Genomic DNA, 24,609 nt, shown 5'->3' on the forward strand with positions numbered 1-24,609 from the left:
TCCAGCCTTTTTTAAAATCACCTATACAACAATTAAACAATGAGCTTAGATATTGCTACTTTACCGATAGATTCTTTACAAGCTAAAGAAAGAATAAAAGCTGTAGTGACAAGGACTCCTTTGCAATACAATATACATTTGTCCGAGAGATATGGTGCGGATATTTATCTAAAAAGAGAAGATCTACAAGTCGTACGCTCGTACAAAATACGCGGTGCTTTTAACAAAATTTCATCTTTATCAGCAGCTCAACGTGCTGCTGGTGTTGTATGTGCTAGTGCTGGTAATCATGCCCAAGGCGTAGCCTTATCATGCAAAAGACTAAATATCAAAGGCGTAATCTTTATGCCTGGTCCTACACCACGTCAGAAAATCACCCAAACTGAGATGTGGGGAAATGGCAATATTGAAATTATCTTGACAGGAGATACATTTGACGATTGTCAAAAAGCGGCGTTGGATTATTGTGCACAAAACAATATGACTTTCATCCCTCCTTTTGATGATGTACAAATTATCGAAGGGCAAGGAACTGTTGCGGTGGAAATTTTAGAAGATCTTCCTGATGTTGATGCCGTGATTATTCCAATTGGAGGAGGCGGTTTATCGTCCGGATTGAGTTATCATATGCGCAAATATTCGCCTACGACAAAATTATACGGCGTAGAACCTGAAGGCGCGCCTTCGATGCAAGCAGCTCTGTCGAATGGAGGTCCTATAGAATTGGAACAAATAAACAAATTTGTGGATGGCGCTGCAGTAAAGAAAATAGGTCAATTGACTTACGATATCAGCTCACAATTATTGGATTCTGTCAAATCTATTCCCGAAGGAAAAATCTGTACCACAATATTAGAATTGTATAACAAAGATGCTATCGTAGCTGAGCCAGCTGGCGCTTTGGCGATTGCAGCTTTAGAATTCCACAAAGAGGAAATCAAAGGTAAAAAAGTCGTTTGTGTAGTTTCTGGAGGAAACAATGACATCGATCGCATGAGTGAAATCAAAGAAATGTCTTTGCTTTATGAAGGTTTCAAACACTACTTTATCGTTCGATTCCCACAAAGACCTGGTGCACTTCGTCTTTTAGTAACCGAAGTTTTGGGTCCTAAAGATGATATTACGCGTTTTGAGTATATCAAGAAAACAGAACGCGAGCGTGGTCCTGCGTTAATAGGTATCGAATTAAATAATCCAAAAGATTACATTCCATTCATTGAACGATTGAAGGCTTATAAATTCGACTTTATTGAGGTCAACAAAGACCAGACATTATTCGAATATTTAGTCTAAAAATCATATACCTTAAAATATTAGCTCAGGAAATCCTGAGCTTTTTTTATTATATTGATGACTCATTTATCTATGAATGAACAATTTAATTTTTCAGACGTTATAAATAGGTACTAGATTGTAAACTAAAACTATTTTAGCTATGAAAAACAAAATCACAACAGCACAAGACAAGAGTAGAAATGTAGCAATGGGAAATCCTACATCTGATAAACAATTTGTCGAAACGAAAACATTGAAAAGACATCAGGGATTACCAAATCTAGGAGCTCGAAAGAATGGACCTCAGAAAAATAATAAATCAACAGATAACGAATAAACTTAAAAACTATGAAATCTAAATTAACAATAGTAGTATGTCTACTAGCTTTTTTTACATTTAATTTTGCTTTTGCTCAAAAAGACAAATCCAAACGACCTAGCCCACCGGATTCGGTTCATGTTACCACCTCGGACGGTGTTCATATTGCTATTGATTACAGCAAACCTTCTTTAAAAGGAAGGCAGCTTGGTGTAGATATTGCAAAAGTTGGAGAAGTGTGGCGCACTGGTGCTAATGAAATAACTATCATATCATTCGACAAGGATGTTTTGGTAGAGGGGCAAGCCTTACCAAAAGGTAAATATGGTTTGTGGACGATTCCAGGCGAATCTGAAACAACAGTGATATTTAGTAAAAAATGGCAGGGTTGGGGCGTTGGCTATAGTGATAAAGATGACCAGCTTCGTGTGAATGTTAAAAACTCAATGGGTAATCCTTCTGTAGAACAATTTACGATCTCTGCGGATGCATCCGGAAAAATTAATTTAGCGTGGGGAGAATATATCATTCCGATTACCATTAAGGCGGCAAAATAATTTTAAAAACAGAAATAAAAGGACGAGATCATATAATCTTGTCCTTTGTTATTAAACATCATATCGCCCGCACGGGAGTATGAAGAAAAAAATATTAATAATTCTAATAAGCCGCAGTGAAACGTTGTTTAATGTGTTTTGGCTGTTCTACTTCATCAGCAATAACTACCGCAACATCTTCTACCGAAAGTACACTTCTTCCATTTTCATCGGCTACGGGATAATCGGTTCCTAGTCGGTAAGTACCTGTGCGTACGCCTGAAGTACCTGGATGCATTTCGAGTGCTGGTGAAAAGAAAGTCCAATCCAGCTCTGTTTCTTCTTTCAATATATTCAAATAATCCCTGGCAGCTAATGCACCCGGTCTAATTTCTGCAGGAAATTCAGGAGTATCCACAATTTGAATTTCTGGAGTGGCTTGCAGGCTTCCAGCACCACCAATCACGATTAAACGTTTTACACCAGCTTTTTTAGTCGCTTCTTGAATGGACTTAGATCCTTTCAAAAAATCATCATATAAGTTCGGATTAGTCCATCCTGCATTGTACGCACTTACCACCACATCTACATCCTTAAGATTAGTGGCTAATTTTTCTACATCATTCACATCTAAAGCAATTTTTTCTACATTTTCATGTGCTAGAATGTTTTCTGTATTACGTGCAAAAGCCTTAATAAAGTGTTTACGGTTTACTAATTCCGAAACTAGATGCTTACCTACAAATCCAGAGGCACCAATAACTGCAATTTTCATATCTCTTATTTTATATTTAATTGAAACAAATTTTGTTACAATAATGTTTAAAAAATTTTATTCGAACTGATTCGAAAAATCTTTTACGGTTTGCTTGTTTAATGTTTCTATCAATACCGTATCGGTCTGATCAAATAGTTCATCTAACCTCCCATTCATTTGTCTTCCAACAGCGCAATTCGGATTAGGCTGATTTTTTCTTCCCAACATATTCTCTTTGTTGACAATCTTATACAGATCCCCCAACAAAATCTTTCGCGCATCAATAGCCAAAGCACAGCCCCCTATTTTACCTTTCTTAGCGTCGATTAAACCCGCTTCACGTAATAATTTGATTTCTCTACGAACCACTACAGGGTTCACGTTGATGCTTCCTGCAATAAAATCCGAAGTAATTAATTCTCCCTGATTTTTGTCAAGCAACACCAAAATATGTATAGCCGTTGAGAATCTTAAATTATTCATATCGGTACAAAAGTAACAATAATTTTTAATGTAACAAATTTTATTACATTAAAGATTTATAAATAAGGGAGAATTTACATTCTCCCCTCGTAATTATTTATTTTTCAAATATTTCTCTAAGAATTGATCTTGTTCCCAAAGTAAATGGAAAATATTCTCCTTAGCAGCATAACCATGCGATTCGCGTGGAAGAATCACCATACGTACTGGAGCGCCTAAATTTTTCAAGGCTTGGAAATAACGTTCAGTTTGCAGAGTAAAAGTTCCGGGATTGTTATCCGCAGCACCATGAACCAATAGCATCGGTGTTTTCATACGATCAGCACTCATGAATGGAGACATAGTCATATACAATTGAGGATCATCCCAAAAGTTACGTTGCTCCGATTGGAAACCAAACGGTGTCAAGGTACGGTTGTACGCACCAGATCGTGCAATTCCCGCAGCAAAAAGATTAGAATTAGACAATAAATGCGCGGTCATAAAAGCACCATATGAGTGTCCTCCGACAGCTACTTTCTTACGATCAATATAGCCTAAAGCATCCACTGCATTAATTGCCGCTTCCGCATTCGCTACCAATTGAGGAATAAACGTATCATTCGGCTCAGCTTTGCCTTCTCCTACTATTGGAAAAGCTGCGTTATCCAATACCGCATAACCTTTGGTCACCCAATAAATAAATGAACCATAGCTTGGAAAAGTAAATTCTTTAGGGTTTGCCGTGCTTTGACCTGCGGTCGCTTTATCTTTATATTCACGTGGGTAAGCCCAAATCAGCAGTGGTAATTTCTCTTTTTTATTGAAATCATAACCTGCAGGAAGATAAAGTGTACCAGAAAGTTCAACTCCATCATTACGTTTGTAATTGAGCACCTCTTTATGAACAGCTTCTAAACTTTTAAACGGATTTTCAATTGCTGTTACGGCTTTCGTTTTACCTGATTTGATATTTTTAGTATAATAATTTGGGTATTGTTTAGCCGATTGCAACGAAATCAAAATATCGCCTTTTGTGATATCTACAACTTCCGCAATGCGTTCCTGCAATTCAGAAGATGGAGCTGTATAAATTCTTTTTTTCTTTAAAGTCTTTAAATCCAACTCATCGATAAAAGGAAACTCTCCTTCTTTTGTAAAGCCTGGACCAACCCAATATGTCTTATCTTTATTGATAAACATAGAATAAGTACCGAATTGATTTCGTTCACGGTACACTGAACCCGGATTTGAATACACATCTTGACTATTGCGATCAATGATCACTTTCGTATCACCTGAAGTTGGATTCAATAAAAAAGTTTTACTGTTTCGTGTATCATACCAGCTTGAGGACACCAACGCATAAGTATCATTACCCCAAATAATTCCAGCGAAACGATCTTTTACTTTGGTTAAAGATTTTGGTTCTCCATTGAAAGGATATTCCCATGTAAAAAGTTCGTCTCTGTATTCAACAGCTTTGTTTGCATCGCCACCATCCAATGCCTGTACAAAGAACAAGGTATTAGGCTTATCCGCTCGCCATGTCAACATACGTTTTCCAGGACGCGTTGAAGAAAAACCCTTGGGCTGAATTTCCAGCAAAGGAGTTTCATTTACTTTTAGAATCAAGGTACCATCTACAGCATATACATTTGCTTCTTGCGGAAAGGAAATATAAGGCACTACATAGGAAAACGGCTTTTTCAATTTTGATACTAATACATATTTACCATCTGGTGATACATTTGCCTGTGTATATAAATCCGAAGCTAAAAATTTAGTTTGCTTTCCTTGCAAATCAATCCAGTACAATTCTGCCGTTCCTAACGAAACGAAATCCTGTTCATCCTGTGGATTTTTAAGTAAATCCTGATAAGTACGCAATTGCGAAATTTGCCCACCACTCGTCGAAACAACAGGTCCAGAAGGCAAATCTTTGCTGTGATCAATTAATGCGGGACGATTAGCTGGTGATTTGCTAATAAGTAATCCTTGAGAATTACGCAACCACTGATACGGATCATTTAATACGGCATTCAAATCATAATCTGTCAATTGCTTTGCTGATTTGTTTGCTACATCCACCAACCAAAGCGAGACTCCTGAATCATTGGTATGTGTAAAAGCAATGTACTTACTATCAATTGAAAACGACACATTAGAAATCAACGCATTGGCTGGCAATCCTGCAATATCAAATTCTTTTCCATCTTGCGCAGAACGCAGACGAATATTGTAGAAATAATTTTCTGTGCTCGCAATTCTAGTCTTTGCATTTATCCGGAGACCTGCCAATCGCAATTCTTCTTGTCCTAACTCCTCCAGACTTTTGTAAGTAGGTCTATAACTTAATAGTACCCATGATTTATCGGGGCTTAAACTGACAGCGGGCGGCCTTTGATAATCCGCCAATGCCAAAATTTCTGAAGAAGGCTTTTGAAAAGTAACATTTTCTTGCGCATGGACATTTAGTCCTAATAAGAATAGAAAAAAGAAAGGTATTTTTTTCATAATTAGAGTATAATCAAAGAAAAAAGCGATATAATTTTATCAATTTTTGGATGAAGTTTTTTTCTTTTTGAATCCTCTAAAAATATAACAAATAATATAGAATATTAGCAAAATAAATTTCTTTTTTGACAATAAAATTCTAATCCAATTGTCATGCAAAAATTAGGATAAAAAACAAATTTTTAAAGTTATCCACACCCGCCAAATATTGATTTACAGTCTTTTACAAACAAAACCATTCAACTGAGGCAGTTTTATAATGAAAGATCTGAAGAATGTGGAAAAGTATAACTACCTCTCGGAACTAAAATATATGATATTTGTTAAGGATCCCAGAAAATCATCTGTGATCGCAGCGTTTATTTACAAATCTTAGTAAATTTTTTGTTCAAAAGAAACACTTTTGGATAGGATTTACTGTCAAACTTAATATACAACATGGCAAGAATCATTAAATTCGAAAAAAACGATTGTGCTCCATGCGCACAAGTGTCGGCGTACTTAGACAGTAAGGGTATTTCGTATGAGACGATCAATCCATTTGATGAACCGGAGTTGGCTGTTAAGTTTAAAGTTCGCACTGTCCCTACAGTAATCGTTTTGGACGGTGAAGAAGTGAAGCACCGTGTGATCGGTTTCAAACCTCAAGAATTAGAAGAAGCTGTAGCTCAATAAATATTTATCATAAAACTATCTATTTATGATACTCTATTACGACTCAAAAACAGGAAATGTACAGCGCTTTATTGATAAAGTGGTACAAATTACTGGATGGACAGCGATTCGCATTCAAAAAGATATGCTTATCGAAGAAGAAGGTCATTTGGTGACCTTTACGACCAATTTTGGTCAAATTCCAGCTATTACGGAAGATTTTGCATCTAAAAATAGTGCAAAGCTATATTCTGTAACTTCTAGCGGAAACCGCAATTGGGGTAGAAACTTCGGTGTAGCAGCAGACAAAGTAGCGGCACATTTTGAAATTCCGTTAGCATTCAAATTTGAGCTTTCGGGCACGATGGAAGATATTAATCAATTTATAGACATAATTAAGAATCAATACTATGATAGCAAACGAGGTAGCAAAAAACTGGATATTGCTTAATAATGAAATCATGATCAAACATGATGACGAGTACAGCTTGCATAAAGACAAGGAAGCTGTGCGCGCCTATTTCTTAGAGTATGTAAACAAGAATACGGTATTCTTTTACACACTTAAAGAAAAAGTTGATTATTTGATCGAACACAATTATTATATCAATTTCTACGAGTGGTTTACATTTGAAGACATGGAAAAGGTGTACAATTATGTGTATGCTAAAAAATTCCGTTTTCAGTCTTTCATGGCAGCCTTCAAATTTTTCCAAAGTTATGCACTTCGTGATGACTCCGGAGAGAAATTCCTGGAGCGCTATGAAGACCGTGTTGTAGCGGTATCGTTGTTTTTAGCACGTGAAGAAGGTGTACAAAAAGCTATCGAGTATGCCGAAATCATGATTAATCAAGAATATCAGCCTGCTACCCCGACATTCTTGAATGCTGGTAAAAAACGTTCTGGTGAATTGGTTTCATGTTTCTTGGATGAAATCGGTGACAACTTGAATGGTATTGGTTATGCTGTAGATTCTGCAATGAAATTATCATCTATCGGTGGTGGTGTTTCATTCAACATATCAAAAATCCGTGCACGCGGTGAAGCTATCAAAGGCGTAGACGGTCGCGCAGGAGGTGTACTTCCTATTATGAAAATCATGGAAGATACGTTCTCTTATGCCAACCAATTAGGTCAACGTCCTGGTGCTGGTGCGGTGTACTTAAATATTTTCCACTCGGACATCGAAGAATTCTTAGATTGTAAGAAAATCAACGTGGACGAGAAAGTACGTATCAAATCATTGTCTATTGGTATCATCGTTCCAGATAAGTTCATGGAATTGGCAGAGAAAGACGAGCCTTGTTACTTGATTTATCCACATACTGTAATGCAAGAGTATGGTCAGTATTTGGACGAAATGGATATGGATCAATGGTACGATGAGTTGATCACCAACCCGAACGTTAAGAAAAAGAAAATCAATGCGCGTCACTTATTAGTGAAAATTGCACAGACACAAAAAGAGTCTGGATATCCCTATATTTTCTTCAAAGAGAACACAAACCGTGCACATGCATTAAATGGCATTGGTCGTGTAAAATTCTCTAACCTTTGTACAGAGATCATGCAAGTATCTGAAGTTTCGGATATCGAAATCTATGGCAAAGAAGACACGATCCGTTACGGTATCTCCTGTAACTTAGGTTCGTTGAATATTGCTACTGTAATGGACAACAAGCGTATCAAAGAATCTGTGAAAACAGCTATGCGTGCATTAACGGTAGTAACAGATGTAACAGATATCGCTATGGTACCTTCGATCGCCAAAGCCAACAGAGAATTACACTCTGTAGGTTTGGGGGCAATGAACTTACATGGCTTCCTAGCAAAAAGCTTTATCATGTACGAATCTCGCGAAGCTTTAGACTTTGCGAATACATTCTTCATGATGATGAACTACTATTCTTTGGAAGCTTCTATGGAGATTGCTAAAGAGCGTGGACGTACTTTCGTAGGTTTCGAAAAATCAGATTATGCATCAGGAGCATATTTTGACAAATACTTAGAAAGAGATTACTTACCACAAACGGACAAAGTAAAAGAACTGTTTGAAGGATTGCACATTCCTACAATTGAAGATTGGAACAATCTGAAAGCACAAGTACAAGAACATGGTATTTATCATGCTTACCGCTTGGCTATCGCTCCTAACCAATCTACTTCATACATTATGAACGCTACGGCATCGGTAATGCCAATTGTGGATATCATCGAAGTACGTGAATATGGAGATAGTACTACATACTACCCTATGCCTTACTTGACAAATGACAATTACTTTTACTTCAAGTCAGCATACGATATGGATCAAATGAAAGTATTGAAACTGATTTCAGTAATCCAACGCCACATCGACCAAGGTGTATCTACTATTTTGCACACGAATTCAAAAGATTCGACTCGTGATTTAGCGAAATATTATATTTATGCGCATAAATTGGGCTTGAAATCATTATACTATACCCGTACACGCAAGTCTTCGATCGATGAGTGTATCTCATGTTCAGCATAACCTAAAATTTTATACATCATATGAATAAGCTAAATCTTTAGCTTATTCATATTTTTGACTTTTTACTATTAATTTTTGACTTCAAATAATGAGTAAGCAATATACGGCCGTAAATTGGAATACGCCAGACAATGATTATGCATTAATGTTCTGGGAACAGAATATTAAACAATTCTGGATTGATACCGAATACATTCCTTCAAAAGATATCGACAGCTGGAAAGGTCTTAGCTGGGATATGAAAGAGTGTTACAAAAAAGCTTTAGGTGGATTGACTTTATTGGATACGCTACAAAGTCATACGGGTATGCCTAAAATCATTGATCATATCACCTCTTTACAAAACAAAGCTGTATTGTCTTATATGTGTATGATGGAAGCTATCCACGCCAAATCATACTCTACAATCTTTACGACTGTATCCACTACAAACGAAATCAACGATGTATTTGGTTGGGTATCGCAAAACAAATTCTTGCAATATAAAGCTTCTACTATCGACCAATATTACCGTGCTATTGACAAAGAAAATCCTTCGGATGAAGAATTATTCATGGCTTTAGGTGCTTCGGTATTGTTAGAGTCATTCTTGTTCTATTCTGGATTCTTCTTACCATTATGGTTGTGTGGTCAAGGACAAATGGTTGCTTCTGCAGATATCATCAAAAAAATTGTAGCAGACGAATCTATCCATGGTGTTTTCGTAGGATTAATTGCACAAGAAGTATTCGCTAAACTGCCAAACAAAGAAGAAGTAAAAGAGAAGTTCTTGAAATTACTAAACGACTTGTACGAGAACGAAATCAAATACACAGAAGAATTATATACAGTAGTAGGTTTGACTTCTGAAGTAAAAGAATACGTTCGTTACAATGGTAATAAAGCTTTGATGAACCTAGGTTTCGAGCCTATCTTCGACGTAAAACAAGTCAACCCTATTGTATTGAACGGTTTGAATACGGATACGACACAACATGATTTTTTCTCCAAGAAATCCACTAACTACGAGAAAGCAACTGAAATTGTCCATCTGATGCATGATGACTTTGATATGGATGCTTCCGTAGATATTTAAGAAATTTTATATAATAAAGCGATTTTTTAAACTCCCTTTCAGAAATTCTGGAAGGGAGTTTTTTATACAAGAAAATGCAATGTCACTTGGTTATTCTACCTAAACAATAAATTAATTATCAAAGAGATAGAAAGAATAATAAAGGATTATAAAAAGTAAAACACAAATGTTAAAATTAAAAACAATTGCTGTAAAATTATTACCTTAGATAACAACTGAATACAGTTGCACTAACATTCATAAAAATTATATGAGAAGAATTTTATATGTTATACCTTTTCTGTTTTTGCTAGCATTAAGCTGTGAAAAGGATAATACCTCTCCTACAAAGGCTGATACAGATCAAGAGATTATTAAAAATTGGGATAAATCTCCAGAAGCGTATCTAAGAGATTCCACATTGTATCTAACAAAATTATTGTCCTTATGGCAAGAAAGCATTGTGCCATCCAATATCAATGACATTCTAGACACCGTAAAAGTAAGACGGATTACCAAAGATTATGACAAGGCTGAAGATCTTTTAGATTACCTAATTGGACTTACTCCAAAAGATTCCAAAGGACAACCCTATGACAGATTTAGCTTCTTGGATAGACAAGGTGCTGTAGCAGAAGAAATTCAAGAAGGCACAGGCACAAGTTATGGTATATATGTATTATACCTGCAAACAGCCGAATCCGCTAAAGACAATAACAATGCGGATCTATATGTAAGAATGTTGGATTTAAATTCACCTGCGTATGTTGCCGGATTACGAAGGGGTGATAGAATATTAAGTATTAATGGAAATACAAAATACGATTATAACACTCAAAAAGCTCAGAATTTCAAGGGAATTAATGATGCACTAAATTCCAATTCTATGAATGTCAAGTGGCAGAAACCGAATGGCGAAATTATAGAAAAAACAATTACTCAAGCTAAATATAATATCAATCCTATTTTAAGTACTTGGGTTAAAGATATTGAAGGCAAAAAGGTAGGTTATTTTGCTTTTAGTTCATTTATCAGTATACTCAGCAATCAGGGACAATTAAACTCTTTATATACCAGTCTTCAAAATCTGTTTAATAGCTACGAAACACAAGGGGTATCAGAGCTCATCATAGATTTACGTTACAATGGTGGAGGATCAACCTATACTGCTGAATATTTAGCTAATAAACTTGCCCCTGCTGCTGCGACAGGAAAAAGAATGTACTATTATAAACTAAATCCTATTGTACAGGAAGAACTGGCAGAAGATTTTAAGCCGGTTGATTTCAACAAATTTGGAAATCTTAATTTAACTAAAGTTTATTTCTTAGTGACAAGTTCTACGGCATCAGCAAGTGAACTGTTAATTAATTCATTGAAACCCTACTTGAATGTTCAAATCATAGGATCTGAAAATACTTACGGCAAACCGGTTGGATTCTGGGGTATTCCTATTGGTAAAAAAGGAGCACAGGCTGATATTTATGTCACTTCTTTCCAAATGTTTAATGCCGACAATTACGGAAATTACTTCGAAGGCCTTGTTCCAAATAAACTGACTAGAGAAGATTTCCTGAAAGATTTCGGAGATGTGGAAGAAGGATTTATTGCAGAAGCAATTTACCATATTAAAAATGGATCGTATTCTACAGCGACCCGTTCTGCTGTTTCCGCAAAAGATGCACAACGAATTAACAATACTCATCTATTAAAATCTATTCAAAGCAATAGAGCAACAGACGCTGGTATGTTTAAGTTCGGCAAAGAAAAGATCAAATTAAAATAATATAAAACAAAAACAGGACTTAAAATAAGTCCTGTTTTTGTTTTATATATCCAATACTTCTGTATCTCTCACCTGCACTTTTGTCCAATATTTACTGTATTTCGCCGCGGCCTCAGTATGTATAGGATGCGTTTCATAGACATTGATATCTGCGAGTTCTTCAAAAACAACAGTAATACTATAAGAGAATGAATTATCTACAACCGATCGAGGATTCGTCCCAGCGGGTTTTCCTGTAGTAAAAGATTGAATACCAGGAACTGTTTTTAGAATTTTAAAAAATTCTAAAAAATCCTTTTCCTCCTCTGCTGTAATCCCCTCCTTAAGCCAAAAATAAACTTGGTGTATTATATTACCTGATTTCATAGTGTTTCCCTTCTCTTCGTTAGGATTACTGGAAACTGTACAAGAGGCTAATACGCTTGTAGATATGCCTGCGATACCAGCACCAAGAAAAAATCTTCTTTTCATAAATTAAAATTTAGAATCACATTAGGTAGTTCATTTACAACAAGATAGTAAATATATTACGTTATACAATAAGTTGAAGAAGATTTGACAAATCTTCGATTAGATACTTCGCAACAGCAAGTCTTTGACGCTCCGTAGTGTGCTTGGAAACCGCAACACAAGTTAATCCAGCTGCTGTAGCCGATGTAAAACCTGTAATCGTGTCTTCTACAGCTATTATTTGTTCTTTTGTAAGACCTAATTTCTGTGTAGCCAACTCATAAGGTTCTGGATTAGGCTTTGGATTTTCAACGAGTTCCCTTGTAATAAAAAATTCAAAATAATCGAGTAATTCATGATGCCCTAAAACTGTATCTACTGTCGTTGTATAACTGGATGTGACTAACGCCATACGCAAACCCTTTTGTCGTAAATTTTCTAAGGTTTCTTTCGCGAAAGGCATTAATCGAATTGTAGTCATATCCGATTTCGCATAATTGGCTCTCGTGGCAGTCCACATAAATTCTTCCGTAGTCTCAATACCAAATTGATCTTTCAAAAATCCAACATTACGGACTAAGGTGTGTCCAGCAAAATTCTTCAACCAATCATCGAAAGTAATATGTAAGTCGAATTCATCGGATAGTATTGGTGCCCAATTACTGTAGTAAAAATATTCTGAATCTATTAATGTGCCATCCAAATCAAATAATACGGCTTTTACGGTAGATGCTATCATAGGACTAAAGTTCGCAAAATATATCGTGAAATAGCACCATGCAATATGGATTTATTGTAAATAAAGAAGAGGCTGTCTCCAACGGCCTCATTCGATTTCTGTGCGTCAGGCCAGAGATTTACCGCCGGCTTCCTTCAGATTCCCCCTCGCGAAGGACACCCTTGCCTTAAGTTAACGTTTCCCACTATCAAGGCACGTTCGGGACTTACACCCTAGAGTTCACGCCCATGCCGGACGCACATAAAAAATGCTATCTCAATCACTTGAAATAGCATTTTTTTCTTTAAAAATAAAATTTTTAAAAACTTCCCTTTTTCATTTCTTTAATTGCATAATCAACTGAGCGCGCTGAAAATGCCATATAGGTAAGAGAGGGATTTTGAGTAGAAGTAGAGGTCATGGCTGCACCATCGGTAACAAAAACATTCGGTACAGCATGCAGTTGATTCCATTTATTGAGCATAGAGGTCTTAGGATCAAGTCCCATACGAACACCACCCATTTCGTGTATATCTAATCCAGGTGCCTGCCAATTGTCATCGCGACGAATGTTGGTAAAACCTGCCTCAGTAAACATTTCTTCCAAAGTATCCAAGTAATCCTTCTTCATCTTCTCATCATTCTGGTCGTAATCAATAGAAATCTTGAGCAAAGGAATACCCCATTCATCTTTTTTGTCCTTATCTAATGCTACATAATTTGATGCTTTTGGAATAGTCTCCCCCATCATGTGCGAACCTACTCCCCAACTTCCGAGTTTTGGATTCAACAAAGATTTTTTTAAATCTTCGCCTAATCCAGAAGTATCAGCATACGAAGAACGATAAGCCCCGAATCCAGCCGCGTAGCCACGTAAGTAATTCGTTTCTTGCTTATATAGGTTTCTGAATCTGGGAATATAAGCACCACCTGCTGGATTACGACCTTCGACAGTATAATCTAACAACCCCTCGTACTCAGCATATATTCGGGCACTATAATTATGGAAAGCCACATATTTACCCAACGTTTCACTATCATTGCCTAAACCATTCGGGAAACGGGTAGATGTAGAATTTAACAAGATCAAATTGGTATTAATAGCTGCTGCATTCACAAAAATGATTTTTGCATAAAAATCAATCTCTTCCTTCGTATTTCGATCAATAACTTTTACTCCTACGGCTTTCCCCTTTTGTTCATCATACAAAATAGAATGAACCACAGAGTTTGGTCTTAGTGTCAGGTTTCCAGTTTTTGCTGCCCAGGGTAAAGTGGAAGCATTCGAACTAAAATATCCTCCAAAAGGACAACCACGCTGACATAAGGTTCTATTTTGACATTGGGTACGTCCTTGCTGGATATGAATAGGCTGCGGTTTAGAAATATGAGCACAACGTGCCGAAATAACTTTCCGTGTTGGATATTTGTTCTCGACACTTTGCTTAAAATATTTCTCTACGACATTCAGCGGATAGGCTGGCAAAAATTCCCCGTCCGGTAATTCTGGCAATCCATCTTTATCACCGGCTATACCAGCAAAACGTTCTACATGATCATACCAAGGCTTTAAATCTGCATAACGAATTGGCCAGTCTACCGCAAAACCATCTCGTGCAGGTCCCTCAAAATCAAAATCGGACCACCGCTGGGTCTGTCTTGCCCATAATAATGATTTTCCACCGACTTGATAGCCACGAATCCAATCAAAAGGTTTTTCTTGTATATAGGGATGTTCGTTATCTTTAACAAAAAAGTGTGCCGCATCTTCATGGAATGCGTAGCACTTGCTCACGATGGGATTATCCTGCTTTACCTGATAAGGCATCTCATTGCGATGCTCAAATTCCCAAGGATACATATTGGTTGTAGGGTAATCTTTGATGTGTTTCACATCGCGCCCACGTTCCAAAACCAATGTCTTGAGACCTTTTTCACATAATTCTTTCGCAGACCATCCACCGCTTATACCTGAACCGATGACAATAGCATCATATGTTCTATCTTTTTGCGAATCTATATTGAGATATGCCATATTAACTGTTAACTTTTACTGCGCCATCGTATCTACCTGGCACCAATTCATAAATCACTTTGTTCTTCATCACATATTCAGAATTTTGATAGCCCATTATGGTTCTATTTTTCAGAATAGCAAAAAATGTATCCTCTTTTGGCAAGGTGGAAAAATAGGTTTGAATCTCACCTAAAGATTTACCTTTAAGTGGTTTGGATTTTTTGAGCCCTTCCACAAAAGATTTTTGATCCTCTGGAGAATGACAATCATCGACCATTTTCATCACAAACAAGTGTAAATTCAAGGTTCTTGCTCCTGGAGAATCTGTTTCGGGGATAATTGCTTCAACTAAATCGGCAAGTAGTTCTTCATCCTCTTTCGAAAAATCAAGGTTGGACAAAGCAATAGTAGATTTCTTACGATCTCTCGTACATGAAGTCGCAATGACCATTCCTCCAGCAAGAATAAAGAGTTGCTTAATGGCGGTTCTTCTTTTCATTTCGAATTAATTGGTAATCCGAATATAGGAAATATTTAATAAAAACGATTTAGCTAAAAACATATCCTTATCGTAAAAGTAATTGTAGTAGAATAAAAAAGGCTCTGCTATTGCAGAGCCCTTATGCTATTCGTATCCTGGATTTTGTTTTAAATTCGGATTTATTGAAAGTTGATTATTCGGCACAGGGAATAATTCTCTATTAGGATCATTTGAAGGAGTGTGATCCCACCAAGAAGCGGTGGTATACTTTCCAAAACGAATTAAATCCGTTCTTCTCTTACCTTCAAAAATAAATTCTCTACCTCTTTCTTTCAATAATTCATCTAGCGTTAAAGTAGCTGTGGTATATTGGTTTGCCGTCCAATCATCTTCCGCAAAAGCTCTTTTGCGCGATTCATTAATCAGTGACACAGCTTCCGCATTTGCAGATCCATTATTTTTGCGCATGATTGCTTCTGCCTTATTGAAATAAATCTCAGTCAAACGGTAAATGATATAATCATTCTCCCAATAATTAGGATCATCCAAAGTGCCCGATTTGTATTTATGGAATCTTGCACCTGAGTTTTCTTCACCCTCTGTCATACTTCCTTGACTTGTACGATCTCCTTCACTTTCACGACGTATACTATTTACAAATACCAATGGCTTACCGCTGTATTCTTCTGTTCCTAACACTGGAGTGGTAGTACCATATTTATATTGAGGACCAAACAAAAACCAGTCTTTTTTACGTAAATCCTCTTCTCCATACGCGTCAAATGCTGAAGGAATAACTACTAATGCGTTCCATCCACCATAGCCAACTTTCAACACTTCTTTCATATAATCATATCCGAAGAAGAAACCCGCCCAATCAAATGTAAAACCTGCTTCTCTACTAAACTGAAACTGAAACAATGATTCTGGATTCGCGGAATTGGTATTGCTAAATAAGGAATTAATATCAGGCGATAATTTAGGCGTACCGCCAATTCCTCCACCCTGACCATTAATAATCTTGTCCGAAACCGCAATACATTCATCCCACATCGCTTGCCCTTTCCACTTTTGGGCATTCAAATACAATTCTGACAGCATGGCATATCCTGCTGCGCGTGATACTTGTCCTATATTTGAAGCCGACGTTAAAGGCAAATTCTCCACATTGTCTACTAACTCTTGATGAATAAAATCAAATACTTCTGATCGAGATTGTGTCTCTGGATTAATGGGGTCGGCCACTTTTGTTGCTATGGGAACATTCCCCCACAAATCCATTATTTTGATATAATGAAATGCTCTTAACACTTTCAACTGCGAGACAATTACATCACGCTCTTCTTCTGTCAAGCCTTGTACCTTCGTGACATCCAAACTTTCTATATCGGCAATGGCATTATTGACATAGCCTACTCCTCCCCACATTAATGTCCACACGTTTCTCAATCTACTTTCATTACTCGTCCAAGTATGATAATGCTGACGAATATGATCTCCACTGTCGTAACCATGTCTTCCTTTTTGAGGCCAAGCCAATTGATCGGCGCTTAATTCCGAATGGTAATAATATCCACTTTGGCCTGTTGGCGCTAACCAAGCCTGCATATGTGTGAATGGACGCAATGCAGCCTGCATTACCTCACGTTTATTGTTATAAAAACTGTTTTCGTTTATACTGCTATATACATTTTCTGTCAAGTCTGTACAAGAATGAAAGAATAATCCAGCACCCAGAACCGCAACTGCTGACAGAACTTTATTTATCTTTTTCATATTACTCTACTTTAAAATCCAATATTTAACCCAAATGTCCATGATCTCGTTCTTGGATAGAATCCACGGCTGTCGATACCAGCATCAAATCCAACATCTTGCAATTCGGGATCTAAGCCAGTGTAGCTCGTGATGGTAGCAATATTTCTACCAGTCACATACACATAAAGATTGCGGATATATTGCGTTTTAAATTTGAAATTGTAACCCAAAGTCACATTGTCCAGCTTCACAAAACTTCCATTCTCAAGGTAGTAATCAGAATATTGAGGATCATCTTTAATAGCATCATGTTTGTCAAATGCGCTTTGCAACACATTATTTGGCAACCATTTTTGATTACCGAAATACATATCAGGTGTATTCAGAATATCATATTTAAATTTTCCTCTGAAAAACACAGTCAGATCAAATCCTTTATAATTAAATCTATTACCTAAAGAAGCTTGATATTTAGGAACTCCGTTACCGATATACGTTAAATCATTCTCATTCATTTCAGCTGCAGTACCTGTAGACCCATCCGCTTTGTAGAATAACCATTTACCTTCATCATTTATTCCAGCATATCTTTTACCATAAAAAGAACCAATTTCTCCCCCTTCTTCTAATCGAATAGCATCACCCAAATTACCTGGCGAAGGCAATCCGCCAAAAGTCATCCAATTACTTTTGAACGTATCGTTGGACATTTGCACTAATCTATTTTTTTGGTAATTACCTGCAAAATCAACAGTCCAAGTGAAGTTTTCATTAGAAATTGGTGAACCCGACAATTGAAATTCAACCCCTTTATTAGTCACTTCACCTACATTATACCAAATACTTCCTGATACATATGCGGGTTGTTGAGCTGTATATTGATTGAGTAAATCCGTAGTTTTACGAGTATACACATCTAATGAACCTGTCAAACGATTAGACCATAATCCGAAGTCCAAACCTACGTTTGTTTCCGCTTTTTGTTCCCATTTCAAGAAAGGATTAGGATTTTGTGTCGGACCATATGTTTGATAATAAACTCCGTCCTGCGGATATACTCCACCAGTACCTAACAATACCATAGACTGGTAATTCGGGAAACCTTGATTACCCGTTACCCCATAACCCACTCTCAGTTTCAGATTATTTATTAAATCTTTATTAGTAAAAAATTCTTCATTGGTAATGTTCCAACCTGCAGAAATCGCTGGGAAATTCCCCCATTTGTTATTTGTACCAAAACGTGATGATCCTTCTCTTCTCAAAATTGCAGTAAGGTAATAGCGATCCGCATAATTATAATTTACACGACCAAAAAAGGCAATTAAAGTATTGTCATCTTTATAAGAACTCATGCCTGGACGCGGCAATTTAGTATTTGTCAAAGCTGTTCCTGACCCCATATTCCAATCCAAAAAAGCATCCGTAGTGAATCCATTATTGGACATGGAGAATGTTTCATACGTATTGTACTGATAACTATACCCTAATAATCCTGTTATGGTATGTACATCGCTAAAGGTTTGATTATAGTCGATGGTCGTTTCAAATGTTTTTGCCCAATTCAGATCATTCCCCTTCCACGCGTAAGCCATACCCTGGTAGTCAGATACTTCACGCTGGTCCCAATCTTTAATAGAACGATACTGTCTATTAATGGTATTATCCCGAACATAGGAAGCAAATGTGCTGATGCTCAAAGGATCGATAATTTGCAACTTTAGACGGGCATCTCCCGAAAAAGTCTGTTGGTTACGATCTTCAATTCGATTGGCCATACGATCCAATGGATTGAAGTTATTATACCCTTGCGTTTGATAGAAACTACCATCATCATTGAACAGCGGCGCTGTTGGATTACGCTGAATAGCTTGTTCGAAAAATTCAGTTTTTCCTCCGTTAAGATCTGCTTTATTAAAATTTGCAGCAATATTCCCTGTAAAGGTTAACCGATCTGCTAGACCTGTTTGGGAAAAATTAACCCTTCCACCAAATTGATCTCTTTCGTTCTGTTTGGCTATACCTTGAGCTTTTTCATAATTGATGGAAGCACGATAAGAAGAGTTTTCTCCGCCTCCACTACCTACAAAATTATGAAATGTCGAAAAATTGTTGTGGTTTATTAATTCATCATATAAGTCTGTGGAAGCTCCTAAATCCAAATCTGGTTTGTTTTGACCTTTTATAACGCGATCTCGGAATTCAGAAGCGGACAACATGCGCGGTCTTCTAGCGACAGCCTCATGCTGACCATAGGTATAGTATTCAAATGCAGAAACACCAGAACGACCTTTCTTCGTTGTAATCAGAATGACCCCTCCATTTCCGCGTGTACCATAAATGGCCGCAGCAGAACCATCCTTCAACACATCTATTGATTCTATATCACCTTGTTTGATCAGGTCTAAATTGCCCCCAGGAATACCATCAATTACAATCAGTGGCGTATTACCTCCTTTGATAGAAGCCATACCTCTCAATTGTATACTCGTTCCAGAATTTGGGTTACTCCCTTGCGTACGCGTTACATTTAAACCTGCTACTTTACCTTGCACAAGGTCTACTGGGCTACGCATTCCGCCTTGGTTAAAATCCTTCTCTTTTACCGAAGAAACAGCAGAAGTTATCTCGCTTTTCTTTTGGGTACCGTAACCAACTACGACTACTTCATCCAGATTAGATTGAATAGGAATTAACGAAAATGTCACTTGCGTTCCGCTGACAGACTTTTCAGCGGTTTCGAAGCCTAAATAAGAAGCGACCAAAATTGCTCCATTATTCGCTGTAATGGTAAACTTTCCATTTTCATCCGTCTGCGTTGAAACGGATGAACCTTTAACACTAATGGTGACCCCCGAAATTCCTTGTCCCGTAGAAGCGTCAACGACTGTTCCTTGTACCGATTGTTGTTTTAGTGCATTAAAATAAACCTCTTCAGCAGAAAGCTTATTCGCATAAACTGAACTATTGCTCAAAGCAAGTAAGGTTAAGGTGAGGACACAAAGCCTGCCCTTCCGAAGTTTAAGTTTGTCTGAATTCCACATAATATAATTTAATTAGTCAATGTTCTCGTCAGTTGATTCCATACTTATGCCTTGAAATAAGATATAAGACACAAATATTTTAGTGGTAGAATTAGTTTATAATTTGTACTAATTAAATCATTTTAATCGATTTAGCAAAGTCATTTACAATATTTTTTAAATATTAAATCAAAATATTAAATAAAGATTGACTAACATATGATGGTTTTCTTATAAGTTTTAATAACATTTACGCGTTCAACATTAGCTAGGTACCTATTTATGAAAAAATTAAGTTCATTGCTTTTGACAGATTTTAATTAACCTGAATTGTATAAATAATTGTAACGAAGCACATAAAAAAGTAGCCTATAAATAAGCTACCCAAATGATGAAGTTGTATTTTAATACAACTATTATTTTGAATCAGAGAAAAGTATAAACAAATCTTATTTCATGTTTGATATTCTTGCATACATTTCAACTATAGCAAATTGATCCAAAAGCCATTTAGACTTTTCTTGCTGTGCTCCAGACCAATCTTTATTAAACAGCCCTGTCCGCTCACGCATATGTTCCCATGCGTAATCCAGATTTTTATGAAATTCTTGGATATAAATCGGATTTTTATCAACAGTATATAATTCCATATACCCACGCATCATGACCGCTATAAACCAATTATTACTTTGTTTTAATACTTTATGTATCGCTATCTTTAGTATTATAAAAGAAGTAATCAAAACCACCCTTTGCAGAATTTTGGGCATCCAAAAGATATTTTTGTTTTTTGGTTAGCTGATGCAGCAATGCCCCTGCTTGAATCATTTGCCCAGTATTATAGGAGTATTTTCGTTTATCTACCACGCCTTTGAGGTTGATATTATCATAATATAGAGAATCCTTTGTATCCATTAAATTAGATTGGATCCATTTGTACAAATTCTCCGCTTCTATTAAATATTTTTTATCGTTGGTAGCAAGATACAATTTGGCTAAGTAAACAACACTTGGAGCATTCGAACAGGTATTTTTAGACTCCTTTCTTTGTTCGCACCAATAGATCCCTCCTCCAAGTTTCTCATCCTTTCCACTTGCTACAAACTCCCATATTTCTAACGCCATTTTTAGGAACTTTTTATCTTTTGTAAGCAGATAAAGATCCGTAAAGTCAATTCCTAACCATACATTATCATCATAAAACCTATCAGATTGCGGTGCAGAATTAACATATGAAGCATATCCCACAGGCGACCGCTTATCAAAATATTCATCTAAACCCCTTAACACTTTACTATCTATGGCCTTCAAAGTTTTCTTATATCTTGTGCTTTCATAAAATGCTACCTGCGCAGAAAGAGAACCTGAATACGGCCAGAGATAAGCATAAGGATTTGCTTTATTAGAATTATCACCTGCTCCCAAATAGTCTGCTTTGAAATCCCCCGTAAAGGGGTAATGTTCCCGCAACAAATAGCTATTGGGAATGCTGAAAAATTTATATATAGAATCTAAAGTTTCTGACGCCCGAATAAGGTTTCGGTTTTTCTGCGCAAACAATATATGTATAGAAATGGTCATAATGATAATGAGCATTAAAAAGATTTTTTTGATCATAATATAGATGGTGTACACTACCACAATTGGATTGGGATAGTGGATAACAATATTTTTTCTGTGAGTTTTGTTTATAATTATTTTCTAATTAAATGATTTTTAATCGATTTAGCAAAACCTAAATCCCGATATCAACCCAAAATAAAGCACTTTATAAAATAATTTAGTTTAGGGATATTAGGAGTGATAAAATTTGAATTGTAAAAAATCAGATATAATCTTTCAAGAATTAAGTAATAATTGAAATTAGCAATCATAGCACTTTTGAAACAAAAATCACTTCTATCATTTTATGTACATTTGTATAAAAGACATAAACAGATGAAAATAATTGCCATTGGTAGAAATTACATAGATCACGCTAAAGAGTTAAATAATCCAGTTCCCGAGTCACCCGTTATCTTTATGAAACCCGACACTGCGGTTTTAAAAGACAATAAAGATTTCTATTATCCGGAGTTTTCTTCCGATGTACATTACGAATGCGAAGTGGTTTTCAGGATATGCAATGAAGGAAAACATGTTTCTAAAAAATTCGCACATAAGTATTATGATGCTATAGGTTTAGGGATCGATTTTACGGCTAGAGATATTCAAGCTAAGCACAAGGAAAAAGGATTACCTTGGGAACTAGCAAAAGCTTTCGATCATTCGGCTGTAATTAGTCCTTTAATTACGAAAGAAGAATTTGAAAATATCAATGAAATTAAATTTTCATTGAGAAAAAATGGGGAAATTGTACAAGAAGGCAATACGAAAGATATGATTTTCGATATTGATTCGTTAATAGTATATATATCGAAATTCATCACCCTTCGTAAAGGAGATTTAATCTACACAGGTACTCCTGTGGGGGTCGGTCCAATTGCTATTGGGGACAAATTCGAAGGATATATCGGGGACACATTGATGTTCACGACACAAATCAAATAATATGAAAAAATTAGGTTTTCTGTTGCTTGGAGTGGTAAGTACACTTTTTAACATCAAAGCACAGAATAAGAATATAATTGCATCACGTAATTATCCGCAAGGCTATTTTCGCAATCCATTGAATATTGCTATGGATGCTTCGGGCACGTTTGCCGAGTTACGTAGCACACACTTTCATGGAGGCGATGATTACCGTACACAACAAAAAATTGGACTTCCTTTGCATGCTGCGGCTGAAGGTTTTGTTTCCAGAGTGCGTGTACAGATTGGCGGTGGCGGTAATGCAGTATATATTGACCATCCAAACGGATATACGACGGCGTACCTGCACATGGATTCTTTCAATGTGCAATTGACCCAAATCGTACGCGCAGAACAGTACAAACAGCAACGATTTGATGTAGATATTACACTTAGTCCAGACCAAGTAAAATTAACAAAAGGCCAATTCATTGGTAATGCAGGAAATACGGGTGGTTCTGGAGGTCCTCATCTTCATTTCGAAATTCGGGATACCAAAACACAGCATCCACTGAACCCACAATTGTTTGGATTGCGTTTTGCTGATAAGTTCAATCCCACCATAAATAGTGTAATGATTTATGAGCTGAATGATAAACTATTCAATGAATTCACACCAAGAAAAACCTTAGCAGTAAAAAGCATTGGTGCAGGAAGATATAGCTTGACACAAGCTACACCAATCCCTGTTTCAGGAAAATTTGGATTAGGAATCAATACAATTGATAGACACCGTGCGGGAGGATTTCAAAATGGCGTATATTCTATTGAACTTTTTGTAGATGGACAAGTAATTTCTTCTGTTGTATTCGAAGAATTGGATTTTAACACCACACGTGCCATTCATTCTTATATCGATTATCCACATTGGAAAAGGACAAAGGCTAAAGTTCAAAAGTCTTTTAAAGATCCGGGAAATCCATTGGAAATATTCAAAACGCTTACAAATAATGGCGTAATTGAGTTGACAGAAAATAAAGTTTATAACGTCAAATATGTGGTAAAGGATGTTGCTGGCAACTGCAGTGAGTTAGATTTTAAAGTAGCAAATAATTCAATTGCAGCAAAAGCTGCTGTGCCTTTGAAAGGTAAAATGTTGGAATACAATACCAATCATACGTTTTCTACGGAAAGCATAAAATTGGAAATTCCCAATGGAGTGTTATACGATAATTTGGACTTTGTATATGAGGAAGCTACTCAACTGCCCAATGCATATTCTGCATTGCACAAAGTGCACAATACATTAACTCCGCTGTTTTCATCTTATTCCTTGTCCATCAAACCCACAAATCTTCCACCACTCTTGGAAAGTAAAGCTCTTATCGCCTCTACGGACGGAGGTGCTGAAGGCGGAAAATTTGAAAAGGGTTGGGTTATTGTTAACACCAGAAACTTCGGAAATTTCTATGTAGCTGTGGATACAATAGCACCGACTATTACCCCTCGAAATTTGGTAAATGGTAAAAATGTAGCCACACAAAGCAAAATTGATTTTACCATTTCGGATAATTTTTCAGGGATACAATCCTTTAATGGCTATATCGATGACAAATGGGTTTTGATGGAATATGATTCCAAGAATAGACATCTATGGCATCGTTTTGATCCTTCATTGTCGAAAGGAGAACATATATTTAAATTGATTGTTAAAGACTGGAAAGATAACGAGAGAGTGTATGAGGCGAGGTTTACAAAGTAAACAGTTAAAAGTT

At 36.5% G+C, this 24,609-nt stretch carries 21 protein-coding genes; 10 read left to right on the top strand and 11 right to left on the bottom strand.

Translation table 11 applies throughout. The features are described from left to right. The first annotated feature begins 39 nt into the window (after positions 1 to 39). The 3 genes from ilvA to H8B04_RS03760 all read left to right on the top strand — a co-directional run bounded on the left by ilvA (position 40) and on the right by H8B04_RS03760 (position 2,151). Positions 40 to 1,293: a threonine ammonia-lyase IlvA gene (gene ilvA, locus H8B04_RS03750; RefSeq protein ID WP_190301491.1), complete on the top strand. Its 1,254-nt coding sequence runs from the start codon at positions 40 to 42 to the stop codon at positions 1,291 to 1,293. A 142-nt stretch (positions 1,294 to 1,435) separates the two neighbouring features. After that, complete coding sequence (locus H8B04_RS03755; RefSeq protein WP_190301492.1) at positions 1,436 to 1,612, top strand: hypothetical protein; 177 nt, start codon at positions 1,436 to 1,438, stop codon at positions 1,610 to 1,612. 11 nt (positions 1,613 to 1,623) lie between these two features. Continuing rightward, on the top strand, positions 1,624 to 2,151 hold the full coding sequence (locus H8B04_RS03760; protein WP_190301493.1) for a DUF2911 domain-containing protein: 528 nt from the start codon (positions 1,624 to 1,626) through the stop codon (positions 2,149 to 2,151). A 103-nt stretch (positions 2,152 to 2,254) separates the two neighbouring features. On the opposite strand, the gene H8B04_RS03765 is transcribed toward H8B04_RS03760, so the two are convergent. The 3 genes from H8B04_RS03765 to H8B04_RS03775 all read right to left on the bottom strand — a co-directional run bounded on the left by H8B04_RS03765 (position 2,255) and on the right by H8B04_RS03775 (position 5,866). Continuing rightward, entirely contained in the window at positions 2,255 to 2,905 is a 651-nt protein-coding gene (locus H8B04_RS03765; protein ID WP_190301494.1) for an NAD(P)-dependent oxidoreductase, read from the bottom strand. A gap of 57 nt (positions 2,906 to 2,962) precedes the next feature. Beyond that, on the bottom strand, positions 2,963 to 3,370 hold the full coding sequence (locus tag H8B04_RS03770; protein WP_190301495.1) for an RrF2 family transcriptional regulator: 408 nt from the start codon (positions 3,368 to 3,370) through the stop codon (positions 2,963 to 2,965). 93 nt (positions 3,371 to 3,463) lie between these two features. Continuing rightward, a complete protein-coding gene (locus H8B04_RS03775) occupies positions 3,464 to 5,866 on the bottom strand; it encodes an alpha/beta hydrolase family protein (RefSeq protein ID WP_190301496.1) in 2,403 nt (800 codons plus the stop codon). Between the two features lie 438 nt (positions 5,867 to 6,304). Here H8B04_RS03775 and H8B04_RS03780 point away from each other — a divergent pair, with 438 nt between their 5' ends. From H8B04_RS03780 to H8B04_RS03800, 5 genes are all read left to right on the top strand, one after another. Then, entirely contained in the window at positions 6,305 to 6,541 is a 237-nt protein-coding gene (locus H8B04_RS03780) for a glutaredoxin family protein (protein ID WP_165290756.1), read from the top strand. A gap of 25 nt (positions 6,542 to 6,566) precedes the next feature. Beyond that, positions 6,567 to 6,971 carry a class Ib ribonucleoside-diphosphate reductase assembly flavoprotein NrdI gene (gene nrdI, locus H8B04_RS03785; protein WP_165290755.1) on the top strand — a complete coding sequence of 135 codons (405 nt, stop codon included), beginning with the start codon at positions 6,567 to 6,569 and terminating at the stop codon, positions 6,969 to 6,971. Beyond that, positions 6,931 to 9,036, top strand: coding sequence for a class 1b ribonucleoside-diphosphate reductase subunit alpha (gene nrdE, locus H8B04_RS03790; protein WP_165290754.1), 2,106 nt, complete (start codon positions 6,931 to 6,933; stop codon positions 9,034 to 9,036). The genes nrdI and nrdE overlap by 41 nt, the downstream gene beginning before the upstream one ends. A gap of 88 nt (positions 9,037 to 9,124) precedes the next feature. Then, positions 9,125 to 10,111, top strand: coding sequence for a class 1b ribonucleoside-diphosphate reductase subunit beta (gene nrdF, locus H8B04_RS03795; RefSeq protein ID WP_190301497.1), 987 nt, complete (start codon positions 9,125 to 9,127; stop codon positions 10,109 to 10,111). Between the two features lie 250 nt (positions 10,112 to 10,361). After that, positions 10,362 to 11,876: a S41 family peptidase gene (locus tag H8B04_RS03800; protein ID WP_190301498.1), complete on the top strand. Its 1,515-nt coding sequence runs from the start codon at positions 10,362 to 10,364 to the stop codon at positions 11,874 to 11,876. Between the two features lie 42 nt (positions 11,877 to 11,918). On the opposite strand, the gene H8B04_RS03805 is transcribed toward H8B04_RS03800, so the two are convergent. From H8B04_RS03805 to H8B04_RS03835, 8 genes are all read right to left on the bottom strand, one after another. Next, a complete protein-coding gene (locus H8B04_RS03805; RefSeq protein ID WP_190301499.1) occupies positions 11,919 to 12,347 on the bottom strand; it encodes a Dabb family protein in 429 nt (142 codons plus the stop codon). 61 nt (positions 12,348 to 12,408) lie between these two features. Beyond that, positions 12,409 to 13,065, bottom strand: coding sequence for an HAD family hydrolase (locus H8B04_RS03810; RefSeq protein ID WP_190301500.1), 657 nt, complete (start codon positions 13,063 to 13,065; stop codon positions 12,409 to 12,411). 298 nt (positions 13,066 to 13,363) lie between these two features. After that, on the bottom strand, positions 13,364 to 15,079 hold the full coding sequence (locus tag H8B04_RS03815) for a GMC oxidoreductase (protein WP_190301501.1): 1,716 nt from the start codon (positions 15,077 to 15,079) through the stop codon (positions 13,364 to 13,366). Position 15,080: 1 nt separating this feature from the next. After that, positions 15,081 to 15,560, bottom strand: coding sequence for a gluconate 2-dehydrogenase subunit 3 family protein (locus tag H8B04_RS03820; protein WP_190301502.1), 480 nt, complete (start codon positions 15,558 to 15,560; stop codon positions 15,081 to 15,083). Between the two features lie 126 nt (positions 15,561 to 15,686). Then, entirely contained in the window at positions 15,687 to 17,318 is a 1,632-nt protein-coding gene (locus tag H8B04_RS03825) for a RagB/SusD family nutrient uptake outer membrane protein (protein WP_190301503.1), read from the bottom strand. Positions 17,319 to 17,329: 11 nt separating this feature from the next. Beyond that, entirely contained in the window at positions 17,330 to 20,275 is a 2,946-nt protein-coding gene (locus H8B04_RS03830) for a SusC/RagA family TonB-linked outer membrane protein (RefSeq protein ID WP_223815257.1), read from the bottom strand. Positions 20,276 to 20,772: 497 nt separating this feature from the next. Beyond that, positions 20,773 to 20,973, bottom strand: a complete 201-nt coding sequence (locus H8B04_RS16985; protein WP_223815258.1) for a hypothetical protein — start codon at positions 20,971 to 20,973, stop codon at positions 20,773 to 20,775. A 52-nt stretch (positions 20,974 to 21,025) separates the two neighbouring features. Next, positions 21,026 to 21,919 (bottom strand): glycoside hydrolase family 76 protein, encoded by an 894-nt coding sequence (locus H8B04_RS03835; RefSeq protein ID WP_223815259.1) that lies wholly within the window; start codon positions 21,917 to 21,919, stop codon positions 21,026 to 21,028. Positions 21,920 to 22,261: 342 nt separating this feature from the next. Here H8B04_RS03835 and H8B04_RS03840 point away from each other — a divergent pair, with 342 nt between their 5' ends. Then, positions 22,262 to 22,873 carry a fumarylacetoacetate hydrolase family protein gene (locus tag H8B04_RS03840; protein ID WP_190301505.1) on the top strand — a complete coding sequence of 204 codons (612 nt, stop codon included), beginning with the start codon at positions 22,262 to 22,264 and terminating at the stop codon, positions 22,871 to 22,873. A gap of 1 nt (position 22,874) precedes the next feature. Next, positions 22,875 to 24,596, top strand: a complete 1,722-nt coding sequence (locus H8B04_RS03845; RefSeq protein WP_190301506.1) for a M23 family metallopeptidase — start codon at positions 22,875 to 22,877, stop codon at positions 24,594 to 24,596. Positions 24,597 to 24,609: the final 13 nt, after the last annotated feature.

The organism is Sphingobacterium litopenaei (genome assembly GCF_014692495.1).
Classification (GTDB): domain Bacteria; phylum Bacteroidota; class Bacteroidia; order Sphingobacteriales; family Sphingobacteriaceae; genus Sphingobacterium; species Sphingobacterium litopenaei.